Genomic DNA, 4,950 nt, shown 5'->3' with positions numbered 1-4,950 from the left:
TTTCGCCACGGCAACGAAAACAGATTTAGATCGCTACATAAGTAACGGGGCCAGAGCCAGACAAAATGAAAATCTTCGAAAAGAACAGAAAAATAAAAATTCAGTTAAAAAGTGTGAGCCGGGAAAAACTGATCACCCACTGCATGCTACCGAAGATCTCTCAGAAATCGAGTTGCCAGAAAAATGTGATCAGGTCGAAAGGAAAACGACTGTAAAGGTTAATAATTTTAACTTGATGTTGGAGCGCAGACTTGGGAAGAAAAAGGAATGATATTGATAATCTGTCTATAAGTAATAACACCAGTGATAATGAGGTAATTTCGTCAGCAATAGAAAGTGTATCATTCTTTCTGTATACCATACTCGCCGATTGTTTTCCAGAAATGGCGACGGCAGAGTGTGAACGTATTTTTTATGAAGAGTTGAAAACAGATATTATTGCTTTTGTTGTGGGTTACAGACAGGATCTCCACAGAAGAAATGGATTGAGCATAGATCAAACAATTGTTATCCGGGCTTATACAGAACAACGCTTTTTTGAAAAATTATCGAAAGCACTGGAAAGATGTAAGGCAGATAAAGTGGTTAACGGAATTAAGAACAAAATAGAAAAGACAGATCATAAATGGTAGATCTGTCTTTAATCAGGTTTACAACGTGTTATCTTTGGTTATACCAGAAACACCATTGCTTTTTACTGATGCAATACCTGTTTCACGTGATTGAGTACTGGCATACATCTGACTTGTGCCAATAACCTGATGATTAGCAGCTTTGAGATTAAAAAAGCATTTGCCATTTGAGGACACTTTTTTCTCATAGCGTTCATCGAGAGGGCTGTTAGCCTGAACTGATGCAATGCCGTTTTCTGCTGCACCTTTCGTTGTGTAAAGTTCACTGGTAAGAATGGTCTCCCCATTACCGGCTTTGAGAACAAACCTGAACTGCCCATCACTGCTTTTGTTTAACTCGAACCATCCTGACATGATAACTCCTTGTTTATATGATAAATAAACATGTTCTATGTATGTGCACATTTCACTTAAAGTATGAACACAAATCCATATATTTCAACCCTTTGTTTGAAATAAAAAACAAACAGAATTATCTTATGGACCTAATCACGTAATCAACTATTCACAGATTCGACTGGTGTAAATAAAAGAAACCTCGTATATTTTAAAACTTGTTTTACAATATACGAGGTTGAGCAAACCCACCGGGTGCGGTAGTGATTTTTTAAATTGTTATATTATTTAATCACAATGCTTGACTTTGCCTCCTTATGTGTTAATTAAAAATATGTTGTTATACAACCCTTGATTGTTATTTTTTAGCCCTGTTTATTCAGCGTAATATCCGTCAGGATTTTTCGTTGGTTTTCAAGGCGTTTTTATTGACTTTTTATTAATATCGATTACTACATAATTAAAACAACATAACAAAGGGATATATCAATGAGAATAAAAAAGAAAGGTTTTTCATTACTGGAATTGATTCTGGTATTAGCGATTGCATCAGCAGTTTCATTTATGCGTTTTCAGGATCTGAAACAGGAACAGGAAAATACGCAGGCCAAAATAGCAGGAGAACAAATCAGGCAGCTTGGCGAGGCGGTAAACAGTTATATCAGTATCCGCCACGATAAACTATCCACGCTGACGGCATCAACAGGAACAGGCACCGATCCGGGGCCACGAACCTGTACGGTGTCTGTCTGTACCATTACCTACCAGACACTGATCAATGAAGGATTATTGCCTTCCTCTTTTACTGGTGTAAATATTAACAAATCAGCCTATACGATTTTACTGAAAAGGAACGGAACGGCTCCCAACTATGTTATCAACGGATTAATCACCACGAACGCTGCCTGGACAGAAGGAAACAAGGTTCGTTACGATCTTCTTGGAAAAGCCATGCAGACAGCAGGTATTGACAGTGGCATGAGCAAAGTGACCAGTCAGATCACGGGTTATAACGGTTTGTGGTCAGAAACGACAGCGGGATTTTCCAGCATCAATAAAGTGGGTCTGCTTGGCTATCGTGTGGGTTATGATTCTTCTATGTACTCGGTTTACCTGCGTCGTGACGGTACTCTGCCAATGACAGGCGATCTGAACATGGGCGGAAATGATGTCAACAATGTCAAAGATATTACCGCGTCGGGGGATATCAGTGCTGTATCATTCAATGGTTCGTATGGACGCTTTGCAAAGAACGTGAATGTTTCCGAAGATTTATACGTTGCGGGTTTTTCGTCTTTTGCGAAAAACGTCAACATGAGCAGTTATCTCACGGTTAAAAGCGGGATCAGCTCTGAAAGTTATGTTTCAGCCAAAACAAATAGCAGCCGCCTTCAAATTGGTGGGGGAGGTTCCAGTAATCAGAATGCAGTGCTGTTGAATGTCTCCGGTGGTTCGGGGGATGGATATCTCTCTCTTACAGGTAATAATAATTCTTCTGTAAAGCTTGATATATGGGGAAGTCAAAAGATACGTGGCGATCTTATTTTGTCAGCGTCAAATGATGGAAAAACCACGGGTGCTGTCTCTGCGTCAGGTAATATCACCGCTTCGGGAACGGTTTCAGGTCTGTATTTGCAGCCCACGTCTACTGTTGTAGCAGGTACGGTTTGCAATTCAGATGGCCTGATAAGTAAAGATTCTTCTGGCAGAACATTGTCCTGTGTGAGCGGCAGGTGGCAGTCCGGAGCGGGGATAACAGAATATACTACCAGTATCTCTTACGTGTCAGGATATGGAAATAATTACTGTCCTTCTGACACGGCAATTTTCGCCTATTATGGAACGGTCGGATATAAATCGGGTTGTAGGGCAGACAGGAGATATTATAGTGGGTGGGTAACGCCACACCAGCTATCGCTCACTGACAGTGATAGCTGGGGAAATAATGGTGGATGCGATTTTCAGGTATATACGGTAAGTAATGTTTCAAAGGTTAAGTGTGGTTGATTACTATCAGTAGTTAATATTAGCCATATAAATATTTATATTTACATAGTGGTTTATATGGCTTGCTTCAAGTTAATTTAGCTTCTCAGGCATAACAGATGAGTGATGAGATGATATTTTCCATTCTTTACCTGTATAATCATAGGTAAATGTGTATCGGGCGGAAACTTTTGTATTGTCACCAAAAGTAAACGTGTAGGTTCCTACGTCAATTGCTTCGTTACAGCCAATTCGTATATTTCTACTGTCAATTTTGCCAACTGGTTTTTTAGCAAGAAAATGTTCAAAGTAATCAATCCTTTCAGCCTGCGTAAGCCGTATTTTATTTGATATAGTGGGAACAAGTACCGCATCACTCAGATAATTATCTGTAACTTTTTTGGGATCGCCAGTTCGCAACGAAGCGTTCCATTTGTTGAATAATTCTTCAATATCGGATGGTCTTACATTAACACAATTCTCAACTGTTGAAGCATTAACTGCACCAGAAATAATTAGTATGGAGCTTAAAACTACAATTTTGTATCTCATTGAAACCTCGTAGGCACATTCAAAAATGTGTTGTTTGCTATTATTGTTGATGCTTACTTGTTTGTAAATTTTGTTATCTTATAGTAATGTGAATTTTTTAGTAAAGCATACGTTTTAATTTCTTATCACTATAAGAGCAAGGTAAAAAATCCTAAATTGACTCATGTAGTATGGTTCTTGTTCTGATAAAGAACCAGAAAATGAGACAACTACGCATTGACCAGTTTGATATGGTTGTTACTTGTTCATTTATCAATAATAACAATAAAAAAGGTGTGTTTTATGCTTGGCAAGCAAAACAATCAAAGATGACCCTACACATAAATGTTGTTATTTGTAAAAGCATTAACAAATTAATACATGTTTTTTCTGGCAATCTCACACGTTAATGGATAAAAACTTTATGACAAAACATTGAAGTTTTATTTGTCTTAATCATTAACATGAGTACACATGTGTAATTCTTTTTTATTTAAAATGGACATTTTCACAGTACTAACTGATTTTACATGACTTAAAGTATGGGAGATGAAAACTAAAATCCATTCATTCAAAAGGTTAGGTATGTATTATCTAAATTGTAATTGTAGCCAGCGATGGTTACCAGTTACTTTAAAGAAGTTCACTAAGGATTTTTTTTCATGTTTGTAAAATATTATGAAGTTAAACAGGAACATATCGATTTTCAAGGGGTTGTAGATGGGCTATACTATCCATTTTACATGGAGTGGACTCGCCATGATTTCATGAAAGAAGTACTTGGATTGGATCTTGAGCATGAGTTTTCTCAAGGTCGTATTCATATTATTCTCGAATACACATTGCGTTTCAAAAAAAGTCTTTTGACTGGCGATAAAATGCAGGTGACTTGTCAATTGCGTCCTAATGAGAAACGCAACCGAGTAAATTTCGTTCAACAAATAATTGTCAATAATGTTGTTTATGCAGAAGCCGTTTTTGTTGGTACTTGCCTTATAAATGGTAGACCATCACTCCCTGAATCCGTGATAAATGCTCTTTAGTAAATTTTATATTATTATACCCAAGGAACTTCAAGATGCAGGATGGTAGTGCCTAAACAATTTTCCCCTACTATAGACTTGGGTTCACAGGCCCCTGCAACTTGAAGTATTCTTGGTATATGCACATTCCTGGGCATGCAAACTCATAACATTTTAATGGCTTGTTGATTTTTAATAATGACCTTAGCGCTTACATATGCACTCTTAACATATTTTACCACTCATATGTGAGCGGTTAGATTATAAAGTTTATTGTTTATGTTCTGACTGGATAAATTGACAATGACCATCTGTGGCCTTTGTTCGATTTATCCCTTCTGTGCAAACTCAAACGGCCTGACCATCCCTTCCCGGTTAGCATCGAGAAAATCGGCCCACCATTGCAGCATAACCCTGCGCTCGTCCAAATGTTCAGCCTGATG

6 protein-coding genes are annotated in these 4,950 nt (G+C 37.8%); 4 read left to right on the top strand and 2 right to left on the bottom strand.

Going from position 1 to position 4,950, the window contains the following annotated elements; genetic code table 11:
- Positions 1–271 (top strand): hypothetical protein (locus ACSZO4_RS24580; protein ID WP_437891706.1); only part of this gene is annotated, 271 nt, incomplete at its 5' end.
- Positions 252–632, top strand: a complete 381-nt coding sequence (locus ACSZO4_RS24575; RefSeq protein ID WP_437891705.1) for a hypothetical protein — start codon at positions 252–254, stop codon at positions 630–632. The genes ACSZO4_RS24580 and ACSZO4_RS24575, both read left to right, overlap by 20 nt.
- An 18-nt stretch (positions 633–650) precedes the next feature.
- Here the strand turns inward: ACSZO4_RS24575 and ACSZO4_RS24570 are convergent, their stop codons facing one another.
- Positions 651–986 carry a YegP family protein gene (locus tag ACSZO4_RS24570; protein WP_426812949.1) on the bottom strand — a complete coding sequence of 112 codons (336 nt, stop codon included), beginning with the start codon at positions 984–986 and terminating at the stop codon, positions 651–653.
- A gap of 471 nt (positions 987–1,457) precedes the next feature.
- Here ACSZO4_RS24570 and ACSZO4_RS24565 point away from each other — a divergent pair, with 471 nt between their 5' ends.
- On the top strand, positions 1,458–2,975 hold the full coding sequence (locus tag ACSZO4_RS24565) for a prepilin-type N-terminal cleavage/methylation domain-containing protein (protein WP_437891704.1): 1,518 nt from the start codon (positions 1,458–1,460) through the stop codon (positions 2,973–2,975).
- 72 nt (positions 2,976–3,047) lie between these two features.
- Here the strand turns inward: ACSZO4_RS24565 and ACSZO4_RS24560 are convergent, their stop codons facing one another.
- Positions 3,048–3,506: a nuclear transport factor 2 family protein gene (locus tag ACSZO4_RS24560; RefSeq protein WP_437616610.1), complete on the bottom strand. Its 459-nt coding sequence runs from the start codon at positions 3,504–3,506 to the stop codon at positions 3,048–3,050.
- 641 nt (positions 3,507–4,147) lie between these two features.
- On the opposite strand from ACSZO4_RS24560, the gene ACSZO4_RS24555 reads away from it, so the two are divergent.
- On the top strand, positions 4,148–4,528 hold the full coding sequence (locus ACSZO4_RS24555; protein ID WP_437891702.1) for an acyl-CoA thioesterase: 381 nt from the start codon (positions 4,148–4,150) through the stop codon (positions 4,526–4,528).
- Positions 4,529–4,950: the final 422 nt, after the last annotated feature.

This window comes from Phytobacter sp. V91 (assembly GCF_965644225.1).
GTDB lineage: Bacteria > Pseudomonadota > Gammaproteobacteria > Enterobacterales > Enterobacteriaceae > CBFFRJ01.
The sequence above is the reverse complement of the archived record's forward strand: the minus strand, read 5'-3'. Positions and strand labels throughout refer to the sequence as shown.

Bases quoted from the DNA above. Each gene is read 5' to 3' on its own strand.
- ACSZO4_RS24570 (WP_426812949.1), bottom strand. From the start codon at position 986: ATGTCAGGATGGTTCGAGTTAAACAAAAGCAGTGATGGGCAGTTCAGG.
- ACSZO4_RS24565 (WP_437891704.1), top strand. From the start codon at position 1,458: ATGAGAATAAAAAAGAAAGGTTTTTCATTACTGGAATTGATTCTGGTA.
- ACSZO4_RS24560 (WP_437616610.1), bottom strand. From the start codon at position 3,506: ATGAGATACAAAATTGTAGTTTTAAGCTCCATACTAATTATTTCTGGT.
- ACSZO4_RS24555 (WP_437891702.1), top strand. From the start codon at position 4,148: ATGTTTGTAAAATATTATGAAGTTAAACAGGAACATATCGATTTTCAA.